Source organism: Tamlana flava, from assembly GCF_041287255.1.
In the GTDB taxonomy this organism is placed as follows: Bacteria; Bacteroidota; Bacteroidia; order Flavobacteriales; family Flavobacteriaceae; genus Tamlana; species Tamlana flava.
The window spans coordinates 406167-432303 of the sequence record NZ_JBGGTX010000002.1 but is presented as its reverse complement, the minus strand read 5'-3'; the positions used below and the strand labels follow the sequence as shown (position 1 = coordinate 432303).

24 protein-coding genes are annotated in these 26137 nt (G+C 32.5%); 4 read left to right on the top strand and 20 right to left on the bottom strand.

What is annotated here, in order from left to right; genetic code table 11:
- Complete coding sequence (locus ACB104_RS06370; RefSeq protein WP_370477448.1) at nucleotides 1-1062, top strand: 2Fe-2S iron-sulfur cluster-binding protein; 1062 nt, start codon at nucleotides 1-3, stop codon at nucleotides 1060-1062.
- A 50-nt stretch (nucleotides 1063-1112) separates the two neighbouring features.
- Here ACB104_RS06370 and ACB104_RS06365 read toward each other — a convergent pair whose 3' ends face one another.
- On the bottom strand, nucleotides 1113-2132 hold the full coding sequence (locus ACB104_RS06365) for a glycosyltransferase family 9 protein (RefSeq protein WP_370477447.1): 1020 nt from the start codon (nucleotides 2130-2132) through the stop codon (nucleotides 1113-1115).
- A gap of 39 nt (nucleotides 2133-2171) precedes the next feature.
- On the bottom strand, nucleotides 2172-2777 hold the full coding sequence (locus tag ACB104_RS06360) for a DUF4254 domain-containing protein (RefSeq protein WP_370477446.1): 606 nt from the start codon (nucleotides 2775-2777) through the stop codon (nucleotides 2172-2174).
- Nucleotides 2778-2846: 69 nt separating this feature from the next.
- On the opposite strand from ACB104_RS06360, the gene upp reads away from it, so the two are divergent.
- Nucleotides 2847-3506 carry a uracil phosphoribosyltransferase gene (gene upp / locus ACB104_RS06355; RefSeq protein WP_370477445.1) on the top strand — a complete coding sequence of 220 codons (660 nt, stop codon included), beginning with the start codon at nucleotides 2847-2849 and terminating at the stop codon, nucleotides 3504-3506.
- Here the strand turns inward: upp and ACB104_RS06350 are convergent.
- Nucleotides 3495-4418 carry a DUF6427 family protein gene (locus ACB104_RS06350; RefSeq protein ID WP_370477444.1) on the bottom strand — a complete coding sequence of 308 codons (924 nt, stop codon included), beginning with the start codon at nucleotides 4416-4418 and terminating at the stop codon, nucleotides 3495-3497. The genes upp and ACB104_RS06350 overlap by 12 nt on opposite strands.
- Nucleotides 4419-4491: 73 nt before the next feature.
- Here ACB104_RS06350 and ACB104_RS06345 point away from each other — a divergent pair, with 73 nt between their 5' ends.
- A complete protein-coding gene (locus tag ACB104_RS06345; RefSeq protein ID WP_370477443.1) occupies nucleotides 4492-4719 on the top strand; it encodes a DUF6341 family protein in 228 nt (75 codons plus the stop codon).
- Here ACB104_RS06345 and purD read toward each other — a convergent pair.
- The 12 genes from purD to ACB104_RS06285 all read right to left on the bottom strand — a co-directional run bounded on the left by purD (nucleotide 4714) and on the right by ACB104_RS06285 (nucleotide 18516).
- Entirely contained in the window at nucleotides 4714-5988 is a 1275-nt protein-coding gene (purD, locus tag ACB104_RS06340) for a phosphoribosylamine--glycine ligase (RefSeq protein ID WP_370477442.1), read from the bottom strand. The genes ACB104_RS06345 and purD overlap by 6 nt on opposite strands.
- 96 nt (nucleotides 5989-6084) lie before the next feature.
- Nucleotides 6085-6837 (bottom strand): glycosyltransferase family 2 protein, encoded by a 753-nt coding sequence (locus ACB104_RS06335; RefSeq protein ID WP_370477441.1) that lies wholly within the window; start codon nucleotides 6835-6837, stop codon nucleotides 6085-6087.
- Nucleotides 6827-8140: a phenylacetate--CoA ligase family protein gene (locus tag ACB104_RS06330; protein ID WP_370477440.1), complete on the bottom strand. Its 1314-nt coding sequence runs from the start codon at nucleotides 8138-8140 to the stop codon at nucleotides 6827-6829. Before ACB104_RS06330 ends, ACB104_RS06335 begins: the two co-directional genes overlap by 11 nt.
- The gene (locus ACB104_RS06325) at nucleotides 8113-9132 is read right to left on the bottom strand and encodes a glycosyltransferase family 4 protein (RefSeq protein WP_370477439.1); all 1020 of its coding nucleotides are present in this window, start codon (nucleotides 9130-9132) and stop codon (nucleotides 8113-8115) included. Before ACB104_RS06325 ends, ACB104_RS06330 begins: the two co-directional genes overlap by 28 nt.
- A 14-nt stretch (nucleotides 9133-9146) precedes the next feature.
- Nucleotides 9147-10502, bottom strand: coding sequence for an undecaprenyl-phosphate glucose phosphotransferase (locus ACB104_RS06320; protein WP_370477438.1), 1356 nt, complete (start codon nucleotides 10500-10502; stop codon nucleotides 9147-9149).
- Nucleotide 10503: 1 nt separating this feature from the next.
- Nucleotides 10504-11490 (bottom strand): UDP-glucuronic acid decarboxylase family protein, encoded by a 987-nt coding sequence (locus tag ACB104_RS06315; protein ID WP_370477437.1) that lies wholly within the window; start codon nucleotides 11488-11490, stop codon nucleotides 10504-10506.
- 10 nt (nucleotides 11491-11500) lie between these two features.
- Nucleotides 11501-12907, bottom strand: a complete 1407-nt coding sequence (locus tag ACB104_RS06310; protein ID WP_370477436.1) for a UDP-glucose 6-dehydrogenase — start codon at nucleotides 12905-12907, stop codon at nucleotides 11501-11503.
- Between the two features lie 59 nt (nucleotides 12908-12966).
- On the bottom strand, nucleotides 12967-14220 hold the full coding sequence (locus ACB104_RS06305; RefSeq protein WP_370477435.1) for an O-antigen ligase family protein: 1254 nt from the start codon (nucleotides 14218-14220) through the stop codon (nucleotides 12967-12969).
- Nucleotides 14195-15292 (bottom strand): DUF1972 domain-containing protein, encoded by a 1098-nt coding sequence (locus tag ACB104_RS06300; protein WP_370477434.1) that lies wholly within the window; start codon nucleotides 15290-15292, stop codon nucleotides 14195-14197. The genes ACB104_RS06305 and ACB104_RS06300 overlap by 26 nt, the downstream gene beginning before the upstream one ends.
- Nucleotides 15267-16493: a hypothetical protein gene (locus ACB104_RS06295; protein WP_370477433.1), complete on the bottom strand. Its 1227-nt coding sequence runs from the start codon at nucleotides 16491-16493 to the stop codon at nucleotides 15267-15269. Before ACB104_RS06295 ends, ACB104_RS06300 begins: the two co-directional genes overlap by 26 nt.
- Nucleotides 16494-16571: 78 nt before the next feature.
- Nucleotides 16572-17741, bottom strand: a complete 1170-nt coding sequence (locus tag ACB104_RS06290) for a glycosyltransferase family 4 protein (RefSeq protein WP_370477432.1) — start codon at nucleotides 17739-17741, stop codon at nucleotides 16572-16574.
- A gap of 4 nt (nucleotides 17742-17745) precedes the next feature.
- Nucleotides 17746-18516, bottom strand: a complete 771-nt coding sequence (locus tag ACB104_RS06285) for a glycosyltransferase family 2 protein (RefSeq protein WP_370477431.1) — start codon at nucleotides 18514-18516, stop codon at nucleotides 17746-17748.
- 129 nt (nucleotides 18517-18645) lie between these two features.
- On the opposite strand from ACB104_RS06285, the gene ACB104_RS06280 reads away from it, so the two are divergent.
- Complete coding sequence (locus ACB104_RS06280; RefSeq protein ID WP_370477430.1) at nucleotides 18646-19566, top strand: sulfotransferase family protein; 921 nt, start codon at nucleotides 18646-18648, stop codon at nucleotides 19564-19566.
- Nucleotides 19567-19568: 2 nt separating this feature from the next.
- On the opposite strand, the gene ACB104_RS06275 is transcribed toward ACB104_RS06280, so the two are convergent.
- The 5 genes from ACB104_RS06275 to ACB104_RS06255 form a co-directional block, all read right to left on the bottom strand.
- Nucleotides 19569-20900: a flippase gene (locus ACB104_RS06275; protein WP_370477429.1), complete on the bottom strand. Its 1332-nt coding sequence runs from the start codon at nucleotides 20898-20900 to the stop codon at nucleotides 19569-19571.
- Between the two features lie 201 nt (nucleotides 20901-21101).
- On the bottom strand, nucleotides 21102-22355 hold the full coding sequence (cysN, locus tag ACB104_RS06270; protein WP_370477428.1) for a sulfate adenylyltransferase subunit CysN: 1254 nt from the start codon (nucleotides 22353-22355) through the stop codon (nucleotides 21102-21104).
- A gap of 24 nt (nucleotides 22356-22379) precedes the next feature.
- Nucleotides 22380-23348, bottom strand: a complete 969-nt coding sequence (locus tag ACB104_RS06265) for a hypothetical protein (protein ID WP_370477427.1) — start codon at nucleotides 23346-23348, stop codon at nucleotides 22380-22382.
- A gap of 3 nt (nucleotides 23349-23351) precedes the next feature.
- Nucleotides 23352-25178 (bottom strand): glycosyltransferase family 39 protein, encoded by a 1827-nt coding sequence (locus ACB104_RS06260; RefSeq protein ID WP_370477426.1) that lies wholly within the window; start codon nucleotides 25176-25178, stop codon nucleotides 23352-23354.
- Nucleotides 25171-26133: a glycosyltransferase gene (locus ACB104_RS06255; protein WP_370477425.1), complete on the bottom strand. Its 963-nt coding sequence runs from the start codon at nucleotides 26131-26133 to the stop codon at nucleotides 25171-25173. The genes ACB104_RS06260 and ACB104_RS06255 overlap by 8 nt, the downstream gene beginning before the upstream one ends.
- Nucleotides 26134-26137: the final 4 nt, after the last annotated feature.

Genomic DNA, 26137 nt, shown 5'->3' with positions numbered 1-26137 from the left:
ATGTCATCATTTCATACGCTTTCCGTAAAGCATATTAAAAGAGAAACCGATAAATCCATTAGTATTCTATTTGAAGTTCCAGAACATTTAAAAGACACCTTTTCTTTTCATGCTGGGCAATACATTACCGTGAAAAAAACTATTAATGGCCATGAATTACGCAGAGATTACTCCTTGTGCAGTTCGCCAAAGAGTGGTGATTTAAAGGTTGCTGTAAAAGAAGTGAATGATGGCACATTTTCGGCATACGCCAATAATACTTTGAAGGTTGGTGATACCCTTGAAATTGCAGCGCCAAAAGGTCGATTTACATTCACACCCAACGATTCCAAAACCAAAAACATTGCATTATTTGCTGCCGGTAGTGGAATTACCCCCATTTTAAGTATTATTAAATGTGCTTTAGAGGAAGAGGTTTACAGTAAAGTCATTTTGGTTTATGGCAACAAAACCACTGAAGATACCATGTTCTTAAACGAGCTCTTGCAACTTCAGCACGATTACAAAGAACGTTTTTCCATTCAGTTTGTGTTTAGCCAGCGCGATGAAGATGACGATTCCATTTTTGGAAGGATTGAAAAGAGCACGGTTAATTATGTAATGAAAAATAAGCACAAACATATTGAAGTTGATGCTTATTATCTGTGTGGCCCAGAAGCTATGATCCATACTGTAAAAGATGTTTTAACCGGCCACGATGTTGATGAAGGCAGAATTCATTTTGAATTATTTAAGGCCGCAAAATCTGCAGAAGTAGAAGAAGAGCAAACTGTTGCCGATGGGAAAACAAAAATTACCATTACCGTTGATGACGAGACCACAACATTTGAAATGTCTCAAAAACAAACCATACTTGAAGCTGCTTTAGATGAAGACTTAGATGCGCCATATTCATGTCAAGGTGGTATTTGTAGTAGTTGCTTAGCCAGAATTACTGAGGGCGAGGCCAAAATGAGGCAAAACAACATTCTAACTGAAAGTGAAGTGGCAGAAGGATTAATTCTAACTTGTCAGGCACATCCAACCACAATAACCATTTCGGTGGATTATGATGATGTGTAAATAGAGGTTAGATATATTTAGATTTTTAGACTGCTTAGATTTTCCGTTTTTTAAATTACCGACTTAATTTTAGCAATTATATTTTCAGGAGAAACACTTCCTGCGGCTTCTTTGTAATGTTCTGGATACTTATTGCCATAAACTGAGGTTGGAATTTTTGGAAATTGATTTCTATCTGCCAACAAGGCATAATCTTCAGGTTGGTTAAACGGTGCGAAACCTGCATACGGATGTGTAACCCCCCAAATGGTAATTGTTTTAATTCCTAGCATTGCAGCAATATGGGCATTTCCAGAATCCATGGAAACCATTGAATCTAAGTTTGAAATTATATCCATTTCTTCCTCTAGAGTCAGTTTTCCAGCAATACTGACAACGTTTTTATATGCGCCCTGTAAATCGTATAAAATTGCTTCTTCTTTTTCTCCCCCTCCAAATAAGATGACTTTGTAATTCTTTGAAAGCCTTTCAATTACAATTTTCATGAGTTCCAAGGGATACATTTTCCCTTCGTGAGCTGCAAAAGGAGCTATTCCTATAAGTTTCTCAACTTTATCGCCAATCAATTCTTGGAGATTTTCATTTAAAACAGCTTTATCTGGAAATGATGGATTTGATAAATCTATTGGATATCCCAGGGCTTTAAAGACATCAGCATAGCGTTGGTGTGTTGTTTTTAAAGGCTTAAAAATTTTTCCTGCCGTTAATGCCTGCTTTTCTTTTCTACCCTTATCAATAGTAATAAACCGTTTGCATCTCAAGAATTTTTTTAGAATTTTGGTTCTTAAAACATTGTGCAAATCGGCAATAACATAAAACTTATTTTTATTAAGTCCTTTAGCCAATTTGTAAAGTCCGAAAACACCTTTATGCTTTGTGTCTACCTCAGCAATAGCGACGTTTACATTTGGAATATCTCTAAAAAAAGGAGCGAAAAAAGCCCGAGTTAAAACTGTTATATTTAAATCGGGATGTTGCTTTGTCAGTGAACGTAGAACAGGAACCGTCATCGCCACATCGCCCATAGCTGATAAACGAATGACTAAGATATGTTTTTTAGATTCTGACATCTAAATTCTTAAGATGAGATTCCCGTTTTAACAGGAATTTTATTTTTGAGAGCGAAGTACAGGGTTTAGCTCATCATCATTATACATTTTCATTTGTTTGTAAACTTTCATGTACTTGTCTCCATTTTCAATATCGCTCAAAAGGGTATCTATTGCAATAGATAAATCAACACGTTGCTCTAGTAAAACATCTAATTTCTTATGGCATGCAGCCTTGTGTGAATCAGAAGCATCTTTTCTTGTTGCTTCTTCATTCATATGATAAATTTTTAGTGCCAAAATAGATAGCCTGTCAATGCCCCAAGCTGGACTTTCGGTATTGATTGTGGCGTTCTTTTTAGGTGTTACATGTTTATATTTTTCAAGAAAATAGCTGTCAATGTATTCTACCATATCCGTTCTGTCTTGATTTGAAGCATCAATCTGGCGTTTCAGTTTTAACGCTGCAACAGGATCTATTTGTGGGTCGCGAATAATATCTTCGTAGTGCCATTGAACGGTATCAATCCAACATTTTCTGTATAATAAATGTTCTATTAAATCACTTTCTGGGTAAGCATTCTCAAAAGGCTGGTCAACCGAATTAACAATGTGATATTTTTCTATAACGTCTTGAAATATTTTGTTTGCTTTAGTTGTAAACATGCTAATAAAATTTTAAGCTGTAAATATACTTCATATTTAGTTAACTTTACTATTGTAAAAATTGGCACTATGCACATTCATAACCTTTCACTCCAAAACTCAATATTGAATACCTTTATTTCTGAAATTAGAAATATTGAAATACAAAAAGACCGCATGCGATTTAGAAGAAATATTGAACGTATTGGAGAAGTGCTGGGTTATGAAATGAGCAAAACTCTAAACTATGGCTCTGCCAATATTAAAACGCCGTTGGGTAAAGCTTACATTAGTCTCCCAAAAAATGGCATTGTTTTGTGTTCCATTTTAAGAGCTGGCATACCTTTACATAATGGTTTACTTAATTATTTTGATGCTGCCGACAATGCTTTTATTTCTGCATATAGACACCACGAACACAACCCCGAAAGAATTGAAATTATTGTTGAATATTTAGCTTGCCCAAGTTTGGAAGGCAAAACACTTGTTTTGGCAGACCCAATGCTGGCCACTGGGCATTCAATGTTAAATACTTTTGAAGCCTTAAAGCCTTATGGCGCCCCCAAGGAAATTCATTTAGTAAGTGTTATTGGCGCTCAAGACGGTGTTGATTTTGTTAAAAATAATTTCTCTGAAAACGTACATTTATGGATAGCAGCTATTGACAAAACTTTGAATAGCTATAGTTATATAGTTCCCGGTCTTGGTGACGCTGGCGATTTAGCTTTTGGTGAAAAACTACAGCAATAAAAGCAAAAAAGGCACAATAATGAGCATAGAAACAAAAATTTCCTTGAACCATTTTTCTTGGATAATTTCTATGTAATTGGTTATTATTATGGCCAATGGCGCAAATAAAAATAAAAATTCGCTTCCTTTTTTTTCAGGCACTATTAGCACAATAAAAAAAGCAAGAACCGCAGCCAAAATAACAGTTTTGTATGAGGCCCTAAATGCCTTTTTCTTCTTTTTTATGTTCTGCAAGTAAAAAATGGAAGACCATATTCCGAAGGAAATTAGCATTGTGATGGCTATCAAATACTTAGCCGAGTTATAACTGCTAAAATCATAACTTATTTGGAATGAGGTTTTAAATAGCCCAAAAAAGCTATCATACAGAACAATGGATGCTCCAACTGAAATAACAAAAACCGTAATAAGTCCTAAAAAAGGCACAATCCAATGCCTTATATTATTATCCGAATACAATACAAGTGATAGCACGATTAAAATGAAAAACAAAATAGACCAGAAATAGAATAAGCTAGCAACAGCAACCCAAAAAGCAGCATCAAAAAGCTTCTTTTTTACATCCCTTTGCGAACGAATGCTAACAATTCGCCTTAACCCAAGGAGCACAAAAAAATTGGCCAATAGTATATCTGAGTTCTTTGTTGTTTGTGTTATGGTCAACAAAAAAAGGCTGAACAATAAGATTTCATAATTGTTCTTTTTGGTTAAACTGTTCTTGCTGACGATAAAGTTTAAAAGCAAAATGGATACAATCGCTATTAAAAAAAGTGCAGTTTGCTTTAGGAAAAATTGTGCCGTAACGACTTCATTTTTAAGTTCTATTCTAGCAATTAAAAAAGCTAAAAGTGTAACGAAAAATACAATGACAAAATTTATCGGTTTAGATTTATTAAAAAAACTTGTTATCATTGTCCGTTTTTGTATTTTTGCGTAGTAAATATACTAACTAAAAAGTGGTTGGTAAATAATAAAATAACACAAGATGAAAGATTTCTTTTACGCCATTCAAGATTTATTTGTTAATGTACTGTTTGCGCCTTTTGATGCTTTAAGAGTGCTAGAACTTGACAGTTGGTTTGGTGCAAATGCAATTTCTTGGATTTTCAGTATCATTGGTTTGGTAGCCATGGTCTACTGGATGAAACAATTAAAAGGATTTAATGACAATAATGAAGAAGATAAAAGCATATCTTCTCATTCATTCCTATAAATCGAATCCAATATCTTTACGATAGTTCATCTTATCAAAATGTAGTTTTTCTATACTTTGGTAAGATTTTTTTAAGGCCTCGTGGTACGTATTTCCGTATGACGTGATAGCCATAACACGACCACCAGAGGTTACCACTTTACCATTTTTTAATTGCGCCCCAGCGTGGAAAGGTATGGAATCTTTAACAGCATCAATACCCGTAATTTCTTTACCTTTTTCGTATTCTTCAGGGTATCCACCAGAAACGAGAACTACTGTAGTTGCCGCTCGTTCATCAATTTCAATATTTATTTTATCTAAAGTACCATTAGCCATAGCTTGGAGTACTTCAACTAAATCATTTTTTAATCTTGGAAAAACCACTTCGGTTTCAGGGTCGCCCATTCGCACATTGTACTCAATTACTTTTGGGTCGTCGTTATCTACTTTAATAAGCCCAATAAACACAAAACCAACATATGGGAGATTGTCTTTTTTAAACCCATTTATGGTTGGTTTTACAATGCGCTCTTCAATTTTGTTTAAGAACTCATAAGTTGCAAATGGCACAGGAGAAACTGCACCCATACCACCAGTGTTTAAACCAGTGTCGCCCTCACCAATGCGTTTGTAATCTTTAGCTGTTGGAAGGATTTTATAGTTTTTACCATCGGTCAACACAAAGCAGCTCAACTCAATGCCATCCAAAAATTCTTCAATAACCACTTTAGTGCTCGCAGCCCCAAACTTGGCATCAAGCAACATGCTCTTCAATTCAGCTTTAGCTTCATTTAAATCGTTTAAAATAACAACCCCTTTTCCTGCAGCCAAACCATCAGCTTTCAATACATAAGGAGGGTTTAAACTTTCTAAAAATGCATACCCTTTTTCAACGGTTTCAGCCGTAAAACTTTCGTATGCCGCTGTTGGAATATTATGACGAAACATAAACTCTTTTGCAAACTCCTTACTCCCTTCAAGCTCTGCAGCTATTTTTTGAGGGCCAATAACCTTAACATGTTTTATGGCATCGTCATTTAAAAAATAATCATGAACTCCATTTACCAACGGTGCTTCGGGCCCTACAACAACCAATTCTATATCTTCATTCAGCACCAACTCTTTTATTGCATCAAAATCGGTTTCGCTGATATTTACATTGGTTGCCACTTCGGCCGTACCGGAATTACCAGGAGCCACAAACAGTTGTTTACACTTTGGACTTTGTGCCATTTTCCATGCAAATGTGTGTTCTCTTCCCCCCGAGCCAAGTATTAAGATCTTCATATTCTGATTTATTTTTTGAAAGGACAAAAATAATTGCTTTTATTTTAAGCCACTAATAGATAGAGGTGTTTTTTGGCTTTGAAGCCGCCCCAGTATTTAACTTTTTAATTTTATAACTACATTACAGGCCAAATAGTACATGGATTTTAAAATTGAAAGATGCTCTACTTCCCGAAATAATTTCCAGTTCCATTTCATTAATTTCAGCTTATTTTGAGATATTGAATTTTCGGTTTTTCGGTATTGCGCCAATACTTCTGGCAATGAATAAGCACGCGCTCCAGTTTTTAAAATTTTTAACCAAAGACCGTAATCTTGCCGTTTTCTAATAATTGGCAAATAGACTTTCCCTAATTTACTTTGGTCGAAAATAGCAGTTAAACACCCTATTTTATTGGAATAGAGCATATCTTGATAGTTTAAAACAGCTTTGGGGTTTATGATTTTATTAGTCGATTTTCCGCTGTTTTCAATAATCTCATAAGCGGTGTGCGATAAACGATACTCGTTTTTCAGCATAAAATCAATTTGCCTTTCAAGCTTTTGTGGCAGCCACCTATCGTCACTATCTAAAAAAGCAATAAACCTCCCTTGGGCCTCCTTTATGGCTTTATTTCGAGTTATACCTGCACCCGAATTTTTGGTCAACTGGAATAGTTTTATCCGCGCATCTTTTTTTTGAAATTTCTCAATTACAAAAATCGTATTATCGGAGGAGCAGTCATCAACCAGCAGCATTTCCCAATTTTGGTATGTTTGGTTGAGCACACTGTTAATAGCTTCTGAAATGTGCTTTTCAGAATTGTAGCAGGCCGTTATAACCGAAACAAGAGGTGCGTTATGATTCATTGATAGTTGAAATAAAACTTTTCTTTTTCCCTTTCTTAGCTAAAAATTTAGTGTCTGAATTTATGATGTACGATACGTCTTTAAAATAACGTTCAATTTCGGCAACTAATAATTGCTTTTCGATAGATAACAAAACTGAGGAAATATTAAAAATTAACTGCCCTTTTTCCTTTTGAAGCACTTGGTACTCTAAATTTAATCGATACTTTTCCGATAGGTTTTTAAAAATATAGTATAAATATAAACTCGGGTACCTGTTTTTTAATCCGAAAACGGTTTCGCCAATACGTCCTAAAACATCATCTAAAATCACATGATTTTTTCCACAGGGGCATTTTACATCACGCGGTGCCAGTTTAATATAATCACCTAATTTATAACGGATTACGGGAAACGATTGCATATGCAGGTTAGTTACCAAAATTTCGTTATTTACTTCTTCAACAATTACACCTTCCATGTTAATGTGCATATTTCCCTGCAGACATTCAAAAGCAATAATACCAGCCTCAGCAGCACCATATTCGCTAATCATTTTTGCACCGAAAGCCTTTATTATTTCGGGTTGATAATAATCGAAAATCTTTTCTGAAGTGCCTTTAACCATTTTTATTTTTGTGGGCTTTTTAATTTTTGAATTATTTATGGCCTTGGCCGTTTCGTAAATACTTGATGAGTAACCATGAATGTAGCGGGCGCATTTCAGTTTTTTTATGAACTTAAGTAGTTCGGTTTTCGAATAGGAAAATACCCTGAACCGATTTTGAAACGCATCTAAAATTTGGGTTATTAACTTGTCGAAAAACAACTTGTTGAAACCCCAAAAATAACCATTTCGGTCCCAGGGATTTAACCCATAACTGCCATAATTATGATTAATTATCGCTCGGTTGAAAGAATCGGCATACTCATTTCTTTTAAAAACCAATGACTCACCCGAAGTTCCAGAAGTTTTGGCTTTGAAGGTTTTTTTGAACTTAAAATCTGTATGTATTTCTGAATTGTGCTGAATGAGTTCACGTTTCGTGATTATAGGCAGCTTTTTTAAGTCAGAAAGGGATGTGATATCGGAAGGCTTAATACTTTTTTCATTAAATATTCTACGGTAATATTCGGAGTGCTGATATGCAAAATTAACCAGTTCTTTTAGTTTTTTAAGCTGAAACGACTCCAATTCTTCTAAGGAAAAATGATGCGAATTGCTTAAAAACCGATGGATTTGTTTTGAGGACGGGTTCCTAAAGTTTCTACCTATAATGTAAAGCCATTTATAAATCATCCTTGAGATAAAAGTTTGTTCCATTGGTGCTTTACAACCTTCCATTGATAGGTCTCAATTTGCTTTCGGGCGTTTTGGGTCATGTTATCAGAGCCATTTTCAATTAAGTATTTTATTGATTTGGTCATGGCCTGAACATCATTTGGTTTCACTAGAAACCCGGTTACTTTATCTTCTACCAAATACTTCATGCCACCAACGTTGGTGGTTACAACAGGAAGCCCCAATGCCATGGCCTCAATAATACTAACTGGCATATTATCGACATTACTAGTGTTGATAAAAATATCGAAATTTTCAGATTTTTTGTGCCATTCTTCTTTTGGTAACACTCCAGTGAACTCAACTGAGCTTTCTAAATCCAACTCTTTTGCAAGTGCTTTTACATTTGCTAATGTTCCATCACGGTCTGGACCTACCATACAAAGCTTGGCATTTGGAAAGTCTTTTTTGAGCTCGAACAATACTCTTATTGCCATTAACGGGTTGTAAATGGCCGTAAATGCCCTAACGAACAACAGTTTTGGAGATACTTTTTTTCTATGCTTAAACCCATATTGCTCTATTTTTAATGTATTGGGAATGCAGGTGGTTTTAAAACCTGCCTGCTGGAAAACTTCTGATAAATATCCAGAAGGGGCCACATTTATAAATGCATTTGAAAATACTGCTTTTGAGAGCTTTGGCGATTTTTTTAATCTTTCCGGTAAGTTTCCACCGTGGAGAATAGGGATATAAGGTTTCTTTAAGCACTTCAACAATACGACACAAAAATAAGTGTAATAAAAATTTAAGGTGCTGTAGGCATCTATTAAAACTATATCTGTCCTTTTTTGGTGTTTGAAAATGCTGTAAAACATATCCAGCATTCTTAATATTACATTTGATTTACTCGAAGCCGCTTTTATATTATAACCCTCGCTTTGGAGGAATTCACTAAGTATTTGTAATGTAGAAGGGTAGCCTGTTTTGCTCAACAAGTTATTGCCTAAGTATAAAACGTTTGGGTTTCTCATTTGGCTTATTTTAATTAATAAGCTTTATCCTCTCCTTTTAAAGCATTTATAAGTGTTTGTGCTATAATTTTAAAATCGAGCAACAACGACCAGTTTTCAATGTAAAAGATATCGAACTTAACACGGTTAATAATATCCTTATCTGTTTCTACTTCACCCCTAAAACCACTAGTTTGGGCTAGGCCTGTTATACCTGGTTTTACAAAATGACGAACCATGAATTTATCTATTCTTTGGGCATACATATTGGTATGGCTTACCATATGTGGTCTCGGCCCCACAACGGACATGTCGCCAAAAAGTACATTAAAAAATTGCGGAAGTTCATCAATACTGGTTTTTCTGATAAAAGCACCTACTTTAGTAACTCTTTGGTCACCTTTTGTAGCTTGGTAAAGGTGGGCGTCTTTGTTGGGTGTCATAGAACGAAACTTATAACAATCAAACTCTTTATAATTAAATCCGTTTCTGGATTGCTTAAAAAACACAGGGCCCTTAGATTCCATTTTTATTATGATTGCCAAAATTGGAGTTAACCATGATAAAATAAAAATTATTATAAAAAGGGCAAAAGTGATATCAAAAAACCGTTTAGTAAATTTATTTACTGTATCCTGTATTGGTATAGTTCTTAATGAAAGAATCGGTATATAATCGTAATACTCATATTTTAATTTTTTTGTATAGATGTCCTTGTTATCCGGAATAAATTTTAGTTCCCTCAAATTATTGTCAGCAAAATCAATTAGTTTATTTATCTGTTTATTAGATAAATCTGCAACAGAAAAATAAATTTCATTAATATCATTTTCTATGATAAAATTAAAACACTTTTGAAGGGAAAATTCATCTCCTTTTACTGAAAATTGTTTTATAAACTTATATCCAAAGCTTGGCCTAGCGTTAAAAATGTTTATAAGCTGACGTGTCTTTTCTGTATCACCAATTACAATGACCTTTCTAAAATTTCCACCCAACGCAGATCTATATTTATTCAACAAAAAAAAGACCAAAAATTTAAAGCACGTAACCAGAAAAAAAACCAAGACAAGATAATTACCAAGAGCCCATCTACTAATATTTGGTTGCTTAAAAAACCCAATAAATGCATATAAAACAAAAACGAAAAAGACAATTTGCCTTAATAGGAGAGTAAATATTTGAACTACCTTGGTATATCTCTGAACTTCATAAAAATGGTTTTTGAATGCAATAATTATCCAAAAAAAACATGCGTAAAAAATAAAAGGATAAAGATTTTTTAAATTAATTTCGAATAAAAAAATAGCGCCAACAATTATACTTAAATCGATGAAATAAGAAATGGGCTTTATAAAACCAGAATATCTACCCTGTTTAAAAGTATTCAATTTATTTTTTTATGTGGTTTTTAAAATCTTTATGTTCGCTTTTAAACAATTCCTCCTTGGATAATTTTTTAAAATAATTATAGGTAATATTCATGCCTTTAGATCTGTCAATTTTAGGCTCCCAATTTAGTATTTTTTTTGCAAGGCTTATATCCGGTTGTCGTTGAAGTGGGTCATTTTGGGGAAGTTCTTTATAAACTATTTTTTGTGTAGTGCCTGTAAGCTTAATTATTTCCTCCGCAAACTCTTTTATTGTTATTTCATGGGGGTTACCAATGTTAACAGGATATGAATAATCACTAAACATTAAACGATAAATACCTTCTACTTGGTCATCAACATAACAAAAAGAACGAGTTTGCGAACCATCTCCAAAAACTGTTAAATCTTCACCACGCAATGCCTGCCCAATAAATGCAGGGATTACACGCCCATCGTTAAGTCGCATACGCGGCCCATAAGTATTAAAAATTCGAACGACCCTTGTCTCAATACCATGAAACCTATGGTAGGCCATAGTAATAGATTCTTGAAAACGCTTAGCTTCATCATAAACCCCTCTTGGTCCAATAGTGTTAACATTGCCATAGTAATCTTCAGTCTGAGGGTGAACAAGCGGATCACCATATACTTCGGATGTTGATGCTATTAAGATTCTTGCCTTTTTTGCCTTGGCCAAGCCCAGAAGATTATGAGTCCCCAAGGATCCCACTTTTAATGTTTGAATTGGTATTTTAAGATAATCTATGGGACTAGCGGGGGAAGCAAAGTGCAAAATATAATCCAGATTACCTTCTATTTTGACAAATTCTGTTACATCATGCTCAATAAACTCAAAATTGGGATGGCTTTCTAAATGCTCAAGATTCCTTCTATCCCCTGTAATAAAATTATCCATAGCTATGACATTAAAGCCTTCTTTAATAAACCTATCACATAAATGTGAGCCTAAAAACCCTGCAGCACCAGTTATTAAAACTTTCTTCATTTTTTGAAAATTATTTAGATGAACCTTTTCCTATTGAGTAACAAACAAAACCAATTTTTTCCATTTCATTTATGTCTAAAACGTCCCGCCCATCAAAAACAAAAGCAGGTTTTAACATATGGTTATATATCTTTTGCCAATCGTAGGTTTTAAATTCATCCCACTCAGTTAGAACAGCTATTGCATGTGAATCCCTCGCAGCTTCATAAGGGTCGGTTTTTACCGTCAACAAGCTTCTGTTTTCTTCTTCAGTTCTTGTATTTAAATAATCTAAATCAGCATAAATAGATTCCTCAACCACTTTTGGGTCATAAACCTCAATATTTGCTTGCTCATTCAACAAATTATCGGCAACTTGTATAGCAGCAGATTCACGAGTATCGTTAGTGTCTTTTTTAAAAGCCCAACCAAAGAACGTAATTTTCTTTCCGGAAACTGTGTTGTATAACGTACTAACTATGTTATTAGAGAACCGATTCTTTTGGTAGTTGTTCATAACGACTACCTGTTTCCAATAATCAGCTACTTCATTCAATCCATAGCTTTTGGCTATATAAACTAAGTTTAAGATGTCCTTTTGAAAACACGACCCCCCAAAACCTACAGATGATTTTAAGAACTTAGAACCTATTCTAGAATCTAAACCAATTGCTTTTGCTACCTCGCTAACATCTGCACCCGTTTTTTCGCATATTACTGACATTGCATTGATTGAAGATACACGCTGTGCCAGAAAGGCATTAGCCGTTAGTTTTGAAAGCTCAGATGACCAAACATTGGTAGTGAGTATTTTTTCTGTAGGCACCCAATTGGCATAAATACCTTTTAAGGCTTGGATAGCATTTTTACCTTCTTCAGAAGAATCCCCTCCTATTAAAACCCTATCTGGCTTTAGCAAATCTTGAACTGCCGTACCCTCAGCCAAGAATTCAGGGTTTGATAGAATTTGAAATTTCACGCCATTGCCAGTATGGTCTAAAATATTTTTTATAGCTGAAGCCGTACGAACAGGTAAAGTAGATTTTTCAACTACAATTTTATCTTCCTTGGCAACCTTTGCAATTTGCCGGGCACATAATTCAATATATTTTAAATCGGCAGCCATGCCTTTACCTTTACCATAGGTTTTGGTTGGTGTGTTTACTGAGATAAAAATCATATCGGCTTGATCAATGGCCTTGTCAACATCTGTTGAGAAAAATAAATTTCTCCCCCTTGCTTCTTCTACAATTTTATCCAATCCGGGCTCAAAAACAGGAAGTTTTGATAAGTCATCATCATTCCAAGCTTTAATTCTGGCCTCATTAAGGTCTACAACTGATACATTTATATCTGGACATTTTTGGGCTATTACCGCCATGGTAGGTCCACCAACGTAACCAGCTCCAATACAACAGATAGTTTTTATTTTAGTCACTATAAAATCTTTATATTAATACAATAATTAGATTAAGGAAAAAGTTGAAATTATACTTTCTATTCTTTGTTTTCATAAAATTCTGTCCTGTTAAACAAGCAATAAAATATTATAAAAAAGAATATTCCTCTTTGCACCCACAAGAATGATTCTGTAAAACTCCAAACAGGAGCCACAAAACTAAAAAAAACAAACAACAAATTATTCGACTTTAAAGCAAAAACAATATTGCTACTTAAAAGGAAAAGAAATAATAATAACCCTATGATTCCCGTTTCTGATAAAACTTGAGCATAGCAATTATGGTAATTATATATGTGATAGCCCTTATAAGTACCATATTGTTCGTGTCTCTTTTTTAAATCAATTCTAGAGGCAAAGAGGCCAAAACCATTTAAGAAAACATGTTCGGTTTCAATCTGTTCTTTGAGAAGTCTTAATTGAAAAAGTCTAATGGAAGTACCTGTCCAAGGGTAAACTTGTGAAAATTTATCCTTTTCTAATACTTGCAACAAATTTGTTTTCTCGTCTGAGTTTATAACGAATTCTTCATTTACCCTTTTAGTTATTTCTTTCGTTGCTAAAAGCGCAATTAAACATATTACCAAAAAAGTCAACACTATTTCAACAAGCTTTGGGGTTCTATTCTTGACTTTTTTCCACCCGATAAAAATTATTCCAATTAATAAACAAAAAATTATTGTCTTTGATGATAATAGAACAATCATCATCAAGAAAAAAATCAAAAAAACTATTTCATAAATTCTTTTTTTAGGCTTTAAAAACAAATAAAAAAAACTCAGTGAAAAAAAGACAGAAACATAAATAGCGTTTAAATTAAAACTACTAACCAAATCATGATAAGTAAATTCTGTTAATTTTCTAGATTCCAGAAACCGAATGAGTGAAGTGATTACAAACACTATACCTAAAAAAAAATTCACTACGGTATAAGCTTTCAAGATTTTGAAAAACTCAAGTCTCGTAAACTTTGGCAAAAAACAAAAAGCGAATGGAACTAAAAACAATGCAGATATTCTGCCTATTCCTTTTAAGGTAAGCGATTTATCAATAGTCCAAAAGTAAGTTACAGAAAACCAAAGGAATAAAAGAACAGGAAAGGTGAGTTTATAATCAAAAAATACTTCATTATTGTTTTTTGTAAAAAATTTAAATAAAGAATAAAAAACTAGAAGCACCAAGCTAAAACTACCAAAGCCGTAATCTAACATTAAAGTTGCCAAAAGTAAGCCAACAACGTAAACAGATAGATTATTATTAAATATTTTATTTATTGGTGTTATAGCACTCACTCAAATATTTTAAATATTTATTGTTTATGGAATCCCAATTAAATTTTTCCTCGATTTTGTTGAAACAATTCTTCGTCTTATCACTAAAATCATTTTTAGAAAAATTATCAACAAAATATGACACATCCTCTTTTTCTTTAAAATAAAAGGCATCATCCCCCAAAATCGATTTATTAAATTCATTATCATGAGCAATTATAAATGCATTCGAAGCCATTGCCTCTAATAGAGAAGGATTGGTGCCTCCAACAGAATGACCATGAAAATATAAATTTGAATAATATCGTAGGTTATTTAATTTATCTATGTCGTAGACTCCCCCAATAAAACGTATGTTTTTTGAATCTTTAAATTTTCGCTTCAAATATTCACCAAATTTATTACCATGCTTACCAATAACTAAGAAGGGATATTCCCTTTTTGATTGACTGACACCGTCTAAAATAACCTCAATATTATTTTCAGGCTCTAATCTAGCTATAAGCATATTATATTTTAAGCCACTGACTTTATATTCTTCTAAAACACTCTCATTAGGAAATTTAAAAAGTTCGGCTCCATATGCTATATATTCAGATTCAATATTATATTGTAATTTAAGGTATTTTTGGATTCCTAATGAATCAGCAATTAAAAAATCACTAGACTTAACCGCAAGTTTTTCTGCAAATTTTAAAAATTTTTTAACGGGCTTAGAATATTTTGATCGTTTCCACTCCAAACCGTCCATATTAGTAATAATCAAAGGTTTTTTAGGTAAAAATTTATACCAAACTGAATTACTTGTATAACCCAATTGCAAAATTATATCAAAGTTTTGTTTTCTTGCATTTAATATACAATTTAGGTCATAAACAAACTGTCCCATTGTACCAATCTTTTCTTCGGGATCGAGACAAGAAATAATTTTCACCCCTTTAAAATCCTTTTTTTTATAAGGGTGAGAACTTGAATTATAAACATAAACGTCATTTCCATTTTCATATAGGTAAACGGAAAAATATTCAGTGAATTGTTCAAAACCACCATGGTAGTTAGGTATTCCTCTAGTTCCTAATATACCTATTTTCATCCTCTTGATTTGTTTTAGAAAAAAATAATTGTAGTGAAAATAAACCTCCTAGAAAGAGCACAATAATATCGCTTTTATTATATATTCCAGTAATTATTAATGATGTTAGAATAAAAAAAATGGCAACTCCAGAAATGAAGTTGTTGACAATTGTTAAGCTTAAATTCTGATATGGTTTGTAGCATTGCATGTAAGCAAAAACTAGAAAATAAATATACATTAAAACCCCCAATATTCCTGACTTGAATAAAACATATACATATCCATTGTGAATAATTGGTATATACTGAAATCTTTTACCGTCTAAAGGGACTTCAAAACCAAGGTCTACTTGACTGCTAAGTCCTTTACCAAAAAACCATCCAACGCTATAATTTATGTCCTTAATTTGTTGTATGGCTTTAAATGCTTCATAAGCCCTCCAATGATCCCAAAGACTTTCGTGGTTGTGAATATCTATATCTAAATCAGGACTGAAAATCTCAGCTGGAGCTATTTTAAGTTTGTACAAAAAGCCGTCAATTCCTCTACTATCCCTTTCAAGGTTCATGAATTGCAAAGAAACAAAAAACGAACTAAAGACAATGGTAAAAATAGTTATATAAAGTAATCCTTTTGAAGAAATTTTAGCATAGCCTTTCATTGCAATAATCAAAAGAAACAAAGCAATGAACATTGTTCTGGAAAAATAAAAAACAAAGGAGATTATGAGGAGAAACCTAAAAAATTTAAGTTTTTTTAAGATAGTATGAGAAAGAAATATCTTGTTCGAATTTACAGACAATATTACTAAAGCAAACAATTCAATAAAATTATCTCTGTCTAATTCTCTAATTCTAGTAACTGAAAATGGGTTGTTTGCTAAAAAAACCAACAACTCAAAAATATGAATTGTTGCAGAAATTGCCGCAGTATAGACTATAGCATTAAATATAAAGTGTTTGTCTTTTATTTTGTTAATCAAAAGAAAGCCTAGAATAATCAATAAAATGGGCTTAAACAAATACACAAAACCACGTAACGCTTCATATGGTTGAATTTCATAAAACAACCCAGCAAAGAAAGACACCATAATAACAACAAACAGTGGTGAAATTAAATTTAAAAATGATCGAGAAATTTTATTTTTAGGAAAAATGGAAATAAAAGAAATGATTAAGAACCCTGCTGCAAAATTTATTTCAATGGAATCTAAAAACAAATTAAGAAAAAGTAAGCTGTAAAAAGCGAATTTGTATATTTTCTGAACACTTATTTTCATTAAAATAGAGATGTACTTTTAAATATTTGAATATAATTCAATAAATTTTTTTGAATAACTATTTAGTGAGAACTTTTCCTCTGCTCTGTTTTTTCCATTGATACCAAACTCAGCAATCTTATTTTTATCGGTAATCATTTTCTCTAAAAAAATACAAAGCTCACCTGAATTATTGGGCTCAAAAAGAAATCCCGTTTTATTATGCACAACTATTTCTTTGACTCCGCCATGGCTTGAAGCAATAACTGGCTTTTCTGCCAACATTGCTTCCACAGCTACTAATCCAAAGGGTTCTGGTTCTATGGATGGCACAACAGCAATGTCTATACTGTCCCAAATCTTCCAAATATCATTTTGAAAAGGAATTATTTTACACTTTTTATTCAGGTCTTTCTCCTCAATTATAGCTTTTAAGTTTTTTATTAAAATTTCCTGTTTAGGTGCAACTGAACCCACAAAAACAAGTTTAATGTTTTTATACTTACCAACAAGCTCACCAAAAGACCCTAACAACAAACTATGGCCTTTCCATTTGTTTATTCTGCCAACCAATCCGATTACAATATCATCTTCCTCAACTTTAAACAATGAACTCCGAATGTTTTTTATTTCTTCATCTGAAGAAGCACTTTTCTCTCTGTCCAATCCATTTAAAATGGTTATTGATTTCTTTTCTAAACTCTTGTTGCCCTTTGAAAAAAAACGCTTAGAGGCTTGGGAGTTATATACAACATAATCTGAAAAAAAATTAACGATTATTGGATAAATAACCTTGACCAACTTAGGGCGTTCAATAATTTCATGAATATGCCATATGTGCCTAATTCCATAAACTTTAGAATAGAACCCTCCAACTAAAACTGCCAAAGTATTAGAATGAATTATATCTATTTTACGCCCCTTGAGGTTTTTGTTCAGTTTAATTATTGATGAAACAATATTGAAGGGTAAAGACACAATGTTCCAGAAAGAGAACATTTCCCGAGATACTTTTACTACCGAGGAAATAATAACTTCAATGTGATTTTCTTCAAGCAACCTTTTTAAAGGCCCCTCATCGGGAATTACAACTATGACATTAAAATTAATGTTTTCGTTTACGGATTTAGCTAAATAGAATAGTGTCTTGTCTGAACCATATAGTTCTGAAGACTGGTGTACAAAAAGAAGAGTTCTTTTTTTTTTCATTTTTTTAGCTACCCCCCCTCTTATAAATAACTTTTTTTAAAAAATATATTGAGTATTCTTTCAAAAAATCTAAATAACAAAGAAGAATGTTTAATTTACCCGTCTGGTACTTGGCTTTTATGGATTCACTGAAAGCCTTAAAAATTAATTTATTGCTAATTCCGCCATAGGCCATCTTGGCGGTAGTTGAGGTTACTTTGGCTGTTTTCAAATTTTCTTTTGCTCTCAGAAGCAATTCATAATCTCCTGCTATTTTGTAATCTGCATCATAATTACCATGGATTTTGAAATATTCCTTGTTATGAAAAGCACCTACATGGCCAATATTCATTTTTCTCCGAAATATTTTCCATGACCACAAGCCATTTATTACCCTAATTGTTTTATTGTTTTTTATAACATCCACATTTGAATACACTAAATCCTTGGGGTATTCTAAATTTGATATTGTTTCGTTGTAAAGTTCGAGGGCGCTTTTTAAATATATGTCATCAGAGCCTAAAAATGAAATCCAATCTCCAGTTGCAATATTTAATCCCTTATTCCATGCATCATAAATGCCATTGTCTTTTTCTGATATCCATTTAAACGAAATTCCTTTTAACTGAAACTTTTCTTGGTAAGATTTAATTATATCAACTGTTTGGTCGGTAGAGCACCCATCAACCACTATATACTCAATATCTCCCTTGTAGGATTGATTTAAGATAGAATTAAATGTTTCTGTAACAGTCTTATCACTATTAAAGGTAGCTGTTATTACAGTATATTTCATTAATGTTTTTATCGTGAGGCAATTCTGTAAAGCTGTTTTCTAGATGCGCAAAGATATTAATTTTAAAAAATATTATTCTGCTTATAAGGCACAAATAAATATCTTTACGGACTTGTAAATAATAACTGAATGGGAAAACCAAATATTAATTTATTTATTGTTGGTGCAGCAAAATCGGGAACAACTTCACTTTATAATTATCTTAAAAGCCATTCAGATGTGTTTTTCCCTCTAGTTAAAGAACCTAATTATTATTCTGATATTGAATCTGAAGATAAGTTGGTATACAATAATCCTAAACCAAAAAAATTCTATCACAATAAAATCATAAAAGACAGGGATGTTTATTATTCTCTTTATAAGGATTCAAAAAACTATTCTGTTTTGGGCGATGCAAGCCCGTCTTACTTATGGGATAAAAATTCAGCCAAAAGAATTTATGATGATTTCCCTAATGCTAAGATTATTATTATTTTGAGAAATCCAATAAATAGGGCCTTCTCCCATTATTTAATGAATATAAAGAGTGGTGTTGAAAAAGAAGATGATTTTTTAAAAGCATTAATTAGAGATGAAAATACTTTTCCTAAGGTATGGGGAGATGGCAAAGTAATGCTTTATAAAGAATTGGGAATGTATTTTTCACAAGTGAAATCCTATTATAACGTATTTAAAAAAGAAAATATCAAAGTAATTATATACGAAGAGTTTTTTAAGGACACACAGAAAGGAATAAATTCCGTTTTGGAGTTTTTATGCCTGCCCAATTTTAAACTGGGTGAATTGGATTTGGATAAAAAACATAATGTGTACAGGTCTCCTAAAGGGAAAATTTCAAAGGTTTTATTAAGGAAGAAAGAAAAATTTGATTTTGCCAGGAATGTAACGCCACGTTGGTTAAAAAAGTTCATCCAGAATGCTTTCCTTTTTAAAAACTCAAGTAAACCTAAAATAAGCAAAGAAGCCTTTGATTATTTATCTTCCGCTTTCGAGCAAGAAGTTTTGGGTTTAGAAAAACTGCTCGACAAAAAATTGGATGTTTGGAAGTAGTATTATTCTCGGAGATTTTGTAATGGATTATAAAATGTCCAAAAACCAAGTTTTCTTTTTATAATAATCACTAAGGCCAAATTCCAAAATATCATTGACAAGCCACTTGCTATTGCTGCACCTTCATAGCTATATTTCGGTATTAACAAATAATTTAAAATTAAGTTAATCACAAATGCAACAATCAAAACATTTTGAAATTGGTTTTGCTGATCTGTCATTTGCATCAAATATCCAACAGATCCAGATATTGCATTAATAAACCGAGATATGCATAAGTAGATTAAAGATAGGTAACCAACTTTAAACTCTTCGCCAAAAAAACCCAAAATAGGTCTGGCAAAAACTATAAGAGCCAACAATATGGGTGTTGAGGTTAAAAAAATCATTTTTGTGGAGTTTTTAACTGTTTCTTTCAACCCAGCTATGTTTTTACTTATATAAAACTCTCCAAATTTTGGAGTAGCTATAGCATTAACAGCCATTAAAGTAATCGTTGACAATGCTGCTAATTTTAATGTGGTATTGTAAATGCCAATATCTGTTGTTGTTTTATAATAGGATAACATGAAAATATCTACCCATCCAATAAGAAGCGCAAAGGAACTCGACATCATCATGGGAAATGAAATTTTAAATATTTTTAAATATCCAAAACTAGGTTTTTCTCTTTTTGTAATCTTGTCGGTATTTAGTTTTTTAATTGTTATTACCAGAAAAAGTATTAAGCTTATTAAAACTATAAATACCGCAATTACATATAAATTAAATGTTCCTGAAAAATCAATTTCAAAATTGTAATAAAAAATTAAAAGAATAAAAAAAACCACGTTAATAAGCGTAGCTTGAAACAACATAAAAAATGCTGTTTTTTTAAGGGCTTGAAACAATGAACTATAAATAGTTAACAATGCCATAGGAATGATGGCTATGCTTATTATTTTAAAATAATAAAGCATTTCTGGCTGTTTAATTACTTTAGAAACAACAACATCTGCAAATAGCGTTATTGCAACAATTACAAGCAAAGAGAGCGCTATTGAAATAAGTGTAGATCTTAACAAAACTCCTGAAATTTGGTCTTGTTTGTTCTTTACATTTAACTCTGCTATGATTCTGACCAAGGAAGTATCGAAACCAAACTTAGGAAAAATAATCGCAACACTTAAAACTGTGATACACAATGAATAAACACCCCATTCTTCAGCACCAAAATATTTAGTAATAAAAAGCATAGACAGATAACCGAACAACATGCCCATCAGTTTAATGACCAAAGAAACAGAGCCCCCCTTTACTAATTCAATTAAATTTTTGTCTTTATGCTTTGTCATTCTAGGCCATTTAATTTTTTCATTAAACTTTAAGTAAAACACTAGACATTAACTCTAGAAAAATTCATCCAGATAAATTTTAAACCCAAATTTCTGAAGAATTTATGCTCTCTTTACATAAAGTACATTTTGGTTTTTCAGTTTTAAATATTTACTGATTTCTTATTGCAAAAATCTTTTAAAGAAATTTCTAAAATAATGCTAAACAATCATTCCAGCTGCTACTGTCTCATTCGTTGCATCATCAACCAAAATAATGCTACCTGTACTTCTGTTCTTTCTGTAAGAGTCTACCATCAGTGGTCTTGTTGTCCTCAGTTTCACCTTTGCTATTTCGTTCATTTTTAATTCGACTTGCACTTCTTTTCTGTTTAAAGAATTAATGTCAATTTTATAAACTATCTCTTTAATCATAGCTTTTTGCTGGTTAGTAGTATGGAAAATACTGTATTTATTACGTGGCCTAGAGGGAGAATTGTTTAACCAGCATAACATTACCTCAATATCTTGAGAAGCTTCTGGTTTATTATTAGATCGAACCAGCATATCGCCCCTACTTACGTCTATGTCATCTTCTAGAGTGATTGAGACCGACATAGGAGCAAATGCTTCGTCTATTTGTTTATCATAAACATCAATTGTTTTAATCTTAGATGTGAAACCTGATGGCATAATGGTAACCTCATCTCCTTTTCTAAACACCCCGCTTGAAACCCTACCTGCATAGCCCCTATAATCAATAAATCCTTCTCGTTGTGGACGTAAAACGGTTTGTACTGGAAAACGTGCATCAACCTTATTTATGTCACTACTTATATGCATGGTCTCTAACGTATGGAGTAATGATGCGCCTTTGTACCAAGGCATATTTTCGGATTGATTAACAACATTATCCCCTAATAAAGCGCTCATTGGAATGAATCTAACATCTTTGACTAATAGTTTTGAAGAAAACTCTTCAAATTGACTTAAAACATTGTTATAGGTCTCTTCTTTAAAATCAACTAGATCCATTTTATTGATACAGACTATAATATGCGGGATTTGTAACAAAGAGGCAATAAAAGCATGTCTTCGGGTTTGTTCTACAACACCATGTCGTGCATCTACCAATATAAGTGCAGCATTTGCAGTGGACGCACCTGTTACCATATTGCGCGTATACTGGATATGGCCAGGCGTGTCTGCAATTATAAATTTACGCTTTGGTGTTGTAAAATATCTATATGCCACGTCTATTGTAATGCCTTGCTCTCGTTCATCTCTTAAACCGTCTGTAAATAGGGCCAAATCTACACCATCATGGCCTTTTCTTTTACTTGAACTCTCAATAGCCTCTAATTGGTCTTCAAATATTGATTTTGAATCGTAAAGTAAGCGCCCTATAAGCGTACTTTTTCCATCATCAACACTTCCTGCCGTTGTAAAACGCAATAGCTGATTATTATCTAACATTATTATGTCGTTTATTTTTAAAAATTACAGAATTGTTAATTGTTTATTAGAAATTGATAAACCTTCAATGCCTTTTTTATCATTATTAAGCAAAACCCCTAAAACATAGTTGCCTTTGGGTATGAGCCTTATCCGGGTGTCTATTTCAAACCCTGAATTGTCTGCATTGTAATTTAATTTAAAAAAGTTGGTTACATCGGGCCGGCTTTTATTTTCGGATTCAATTATATAGCCTAAATTGTCTTTTAACAGTATAGCTTTAAGCTTGGTGTCTGTTGAATTAACGTTTTCAAGCATTGCCCATCCTTTTACTTTTAGTCGATAATTATCATCAAACTCAAACTTCTCAATTCTAAATCTCGCGTTGTTTTTTTCAGTTATATATAATAGTTGTTCTTGGTCAAATTCAACAGTTTCGTAGCTAGGCTCTGCATTTTCTTGATAAAAATATTTTAATTCTGCATTTAACGATTCTTTCGATACTGTAATGGGTAAATACTGTTTTCTATCGATATCTTTATTAACATATAATTGGGCGGTTGATGCGTCAAAAATTAAGCGATTATCAAATATTTTAAAGTAATCCAAAAACGTTGGCCCTGGTATGGTGAAATAGTTGTCATGGCAACTAAGTTCCAAATTATTGAGCTCAAATACACGTTGCTCTTTATTAAACCCAAAATCTATTCTTAAGTTGGTGGGTTTTGTTCCTTTAGGAAACTTAAACGTAAGTAATTGAACTTCATTGCTTCCATTTATTTTTGTTCTTACGGTATTTTCCTCGTTAAAATTTTCGGTGTTGTCTTGGGTGTAATAAACTTTAAACTCATCGTTATGTAACACTTTTAGCCTGATTTTAACAGTAAAAACATCTTCCAATTTTACGTCCGGGTTTAACCATACCCTATATTCGTTATTGGTAGATGGTGGTGTTTTTTTGCAAGAGACCAAACAAAACAATATAAAAACGGAGGTTAATCTAAACTTGTTCATAACTTATTCTCTAACTTTTTCAATTGAAACACCATAAATAATTAAGTCTCTGTCTACCTTGTCATTAAAGTAATCATTGCCAAAAGTAAGTTGAATATTAATGGCCGTACTACTTTGTAGTTCAAAATCAAAAAACGTTGGTATTATTTGTTTTGAACTGGTATAAAAGCCTCCTATTCTTTTTCCATTGATGGCAACATCAATATGGGCGTTTTCATTTTCAATTGGTGGGTTAGGCTTACTTTTTGTCCGTAAGACTAATCTGTACTTGCCTTGGTTTAAAAAAACATCCTTTGATGTAACTGTTTTATTGCTTTTAATTACTAACTCTAAATTGCTGTTGGTTAACTTGGGGGCAAAATCAACCAATGGCACGTTTATGGATTGCTTGCTGTTCTTGTAAATATAATATTTTGCCCAGCAATCCTTTAGTTCAATATCATCCACTAAATAAAAGTTGTCGTCTAAGTATTTTTGATTTTGAGCAGTGACTTCATAAGGGTTTAAATGCGCCCCTACTGCCCAAAAATTCTCCTTTTTTTCGGTTCCTGATTTTAAGTTATTTATGTAGTTATTGAGTGAACCTTGAATAATTTGGGTGTCATTAAAATAATACTCCATGTGCCATGCCATTCTGTAAACAATGAGACTATTATCAATGTTTCTTTTTTCTATCTCTGAAGTGAGTTCCCTAAACTGTGTTTTAGTTACCTTATGGTAGTAATCTCTAACCAAGAATAGGTTTACAAATGAAAATGTAACAAAAATGAGTCCTAATATTAGTGCATTGGTTTTAAACTTTATTGACGATATCCCCATCGATAAAATTAAAATTATTGCAGGTAATGCACTTGTAAAATACCGATTAAGCATCATGGGCACATTTGTGTATGACCTAATATACGGCAAAACAAATGTTACAAACAACCAAATACTTAATATTACAAAACTGGTTGCATACGTATTGTTTAAGTTGATAATTTCCTTCTCTTTCGTATTAAAAACCTTTACCAGATAAATAATTATAAGAAGCAAGGCAATAATTACTAAAACCTCAGACTTACCGAAGAAAACACTAAACAAATCGGCAAAAAAGGTTTGGGATGGTGGGGGTATCCAAAACGAATCTACATGCGATATTTTGAACAAAATGGGCATTGAAGGAATAAAGAGTAAAAGAATTACAATTCCAGATATACAGGAATTAATAAAAAACCCTTTATTCCAATTAATGGCCTTTAAGTAGATTAAAATAATCAAAGCTTGTGAAACCAACACAAATAACCCAAAAAAATGTGTATTAATCATCAATGCCGCAAATACGGCATATAGCAGCCCTGATTTTATATGTTCTTTTTTTAAAAACCTTATTAGGTACAAAAACGACACTGTTGTAAATAATGACAATAATGCATAGGGTCTTGCCTCTTGAGAATAATAAATATGAAAATGGTTTATGGCCATCAATAGTGCGGCTATTAATCCCACTTTTTTTGATTTCATTTCCTTACCCAAAAAATACATTGCAAAAACTGTTAACACGCCTGCAATGGCAGAAATGGACCTTACCACTGCTATAGAGTCATCAATCAAAAAACTAAAAATTCTTGCCAAAAGGTAGTACAGATGGGGCATTAGTTCCCTTGTAAATAAAAGGTCGTAGAATTCTTTAAATGACAAAGATGGGTCTGTCTCTACCATAGTGTGCAATTCATCTAACCAAGGGCTTTGAAAACCAAGATTATAAAATCTTAGTATAGTTGCCAATAATAATATAAATGCTAAGACAAATTTAGAGTCAAGAAGAAGTTTTTTTAGCTTATCAACCATGTTTTTCTCTATTAATAAAGTCTAAATAAAGTTTTTTGTTTGGAGGGCTTATTGCTCTTCTTGTACTTAACTGAAATAGTAAAATAATGAAAGTCACTGAAAAAAGCTGAACAACAATTGATAAAGCGATTAGAATTAAACTAGAGGCCCAACCTGGTATTGCATTATCCGTAAACAATCTGCTATATAAAACAAATGATATTAATGCTGAACATAAAAGAATAGATATAAATGAAAACTTTAAAACCCTAAAACACAATCTATCAAAATAAATTGAAATTGAGCTGAACCCATGAATAATGAGATTCATTGTGTTCATTTTAGATTTACCAGCATATCTGTTACCTCTTTCAGTCGGATAAGACGAAAATTTGATTCTAGATTCAACTATGCTGCCAGCATAATGATTCCATATGTTGGGTAAAAGAGCTACATTCTTTATTAAAGAAAATGGAATCGCACTGAAATTACCATAATTGATTGCTTTTCCTGTAAGTAGCTTAAATATTAGTTTATAAAAATAATAGCCAATCTTAAACCTAATGCCTTCACTCCTTTTCACCCTTTTTGCAAAAACTATTTCATTATTTGCTTTTTGCACCATTGACATTATGTCTGAAGGCTTATCCTCTCCATCTCCGTCTAAAACAACAACATGGCCAGAAATGCCTTTTATTTTTAGCTCTTTTACTATTTCATTTGAAATATACTGCAAGCCAACCGCAATTGCTCTCTGATGGCCTATATTTAGTTTTAGATTAATTACTTCTACATCAATATTTTTTTCAAGAATTTTCTTTGTCATGGGCTCTGTAGACCCATCATTAATTACAATTGCTCTAAACTTATACTCATTATTGAGAGCTGCTTGCTTTTCGATGTCAGATAAAAGTATTGATAAACTTTCCCAATCATTAAAAACAGGTGTTAAACAGATAACTTCATTAGGTTTCATATTT

What these genes read in the sequence shown, in the direction of transcription:
- ACB104_RS06275 (WP_370477429.1), bottom strand. Translation starts at nt 20,900, where the DNA reads ATGACAAAGCATAAAGACAAAAATTTAATTGAATTAGTAAAGGGGGGC.
- ACB104_RS06280 (WP_370477430.1), top strand. Translation starts at nt 18,646, where the DNA reads ATGGGAAAACCAAATATTAATTTATTTATTGTTGGTGCAGCAAAATCG.
- ACB104_RS06285 (WP_370477431.1), bottom strand. Translation starts at nt 18,516, where the DNA reads ATGAAATATACTGTAATAACAGCTACCTTTAATAGTGATAAGACTGTT.
- ACB104_RS06315 (WP_370477437.1), bottom strand. Translation starts at nt 11,490, where the DNA reads ATGAAGAAAGTTTTAATAACTGGTGCTGCAGGGTTTTTAGGCTCACAT.
- cysN (WP_370477428.1), bottom strand. Translation starts at nt 22,355, where the DNA reads ATGTTAGATAATAATCAGCTATTGCGTTTTACAACGGCAGGAAGTGTT.
- ACB104_RS06300 (WP_370477434.1), bottom strand. Translation starts at nt 15,292, where the DNA reads ATGAAAATAGGTATATTAGGAACTAGAGGAATACCTAACTACCATGGT.
- purD (WP_370477442.1), bottom strand. Translation starts at nt 5,988, where the DNA reads ATGAAGATCTTAATACTTGGCTCGGGGGGAAGAGAACACACATTTGCA.
- ACB104_RS06335 (WP_370477441.1), bottom strand. Translation starts at nt 6,837, where the DNA reads ATGAATCATAACGCACCTCTTGTTTCGGTTATAACGGCCTGCTACAAT.
- ACB104_RS06370 (WP_370477448.1), top strand. Translation starts at nt 1, where the DNA reads ATGTCATCATTTCATACGCTTTCCGTAAAGCATATTAAAAGAGAAACC.
- ACB104_RS06365 (WP_370477447.1), bottom strand. Translation starts at nt 2,132, where the DNA reads ATGTCAGAATCTAAAAAACATATCTTAGTCATTCGTTTATCAGCTATG.
- ACB104_RS06330 (WP_370477440.1), bottom strand. Translation starts at nt 8,140, where the DNA reads ATGGAACAAACTTTTATCTCAAGGATGATTTATAAATGGCTTTACATT.
- ACB104_RS06255 (WP_370477425.1), bottom strand. Translation starts at nt 26,133, where the DNA reads ATGAAACCTAATGAAGTTATCTGTTTAACACCTGTTTTTAATGATTGG.
- ACB104_RS06260 (WP_370477426.1), bottom strand. Translation starts at nt 25,178, where the DNA reads ATGGTTGATAAGCTAAAAAAACTTCTTCTTGACTCTAAATTTGTCTTA.
- ACB104_RS06360 (WP_370477446.1), bottom strand. Translation starts at nt 2,777, where the DNA reads ATGTTTACAACTAAAGCAAACAAAATATTTCAAGACGTTATAGAAAAA.
- ACB104_RS06345 (WP_370477443.1), top strand. Translation starts at nt 4,492, where the DNA reads ATGAAAGATTTCTTTTACGCCATTCAAGATTTATTTGTTAATGTACTG.
- upp (WP_370477445.1), top strand. Translation starts at nt 2,847, where the DNA reads ATGCACATTCATAACCTTTCACTCCAAAACTCAATATTGAATACCTTT.
- ACB104_RS06325 (WP_370477439.1), bottom strand. Translation starts at nt 9,132, where the DNA reads ATGAGAAACCCAAACGTTTTATACTTAGGCAATAACTTGTTGAGCAAA.
- ACB104_RS06350 (WP_370477444.1), bottom strand. Translation starts at nt 4,418, where the DNA reads ATGATAACAAGTTTTTTTAATAAATCTAAACCGATAAATTTTGTCATT.
- ACB104_RS06265 (WP_370477427.1), bottom strand. Translation starts at nt 23,348, where the DNA reads ATGAACAAGTTTAGATTAACCTCCGTTTTTATATTGTTTTGTTTGGTC.
- ACB104_RS06290 (WP_370477432.1), bottom strand. Translation starts at nt 17,741, where the DNA reads ATGAAAAAAAAAAGAACTCTTCTTTTTGTACACCAGTCTTCAGAACTA.